This is a genomic window from Pseudomonas guariconensis, assembly GCF_015680235.1.
Classification (GTDB): Bacteria; Pseudomonadota; Gammaproteobacteria; order Pseudomonadales; family Pseudomonadaceae; genus Aquipseudomonas; species Aquipseudomonas guariconensis_A.
Genome location: NZ_JADLJL010000099.1, coordinates 1 through 302, shown reverse-complemented (window position 1 = coordinate 302; position 302 = coordinate 1). Strand labels below are relative to the sequence as shown.

At 53.6% G+C, this 302-nt stretch carries 1 rRNA gene; it reads left to right on the top strand.

The features are described from left to right. Positions 1-150: 150 nt before the first annotated feature. Positions 151-266, top strand: a 5S ribosomal RNA gene (gene rrf, locus IRZ56_RS22990). Positions 267-302 lie beyond the last annotated feature (36 nt).

The window sequence follows — 302 nt, the reverse complement described above, 5'->3', positions numbered from 1 at the left end:
AGTGTGGGGCTTCCCCATGTGAGAGTAGGTCATCGTCAAGATTCATTTCGCAAAACCCCTATCTGCGCGAGCAGGTAGGGGTTTTGTCTTTAAGTAGAGAGACCAGAGATTCGCCGGCACGTCCCGAGGACGGGCCAGCACACAGAATTTCTTGACGACCATAGAGCGTTGGAACCACCTGATCCCATCCCGAACTCAGCAGTGAAACGACGCATCGCCGATGGTAGTGTGGGGCTTCCCCATGTGAGAGTAGGTCATCGTCAAGATTCATTTCGCAAAACCCCTATCTGCGCGAGCAGGTA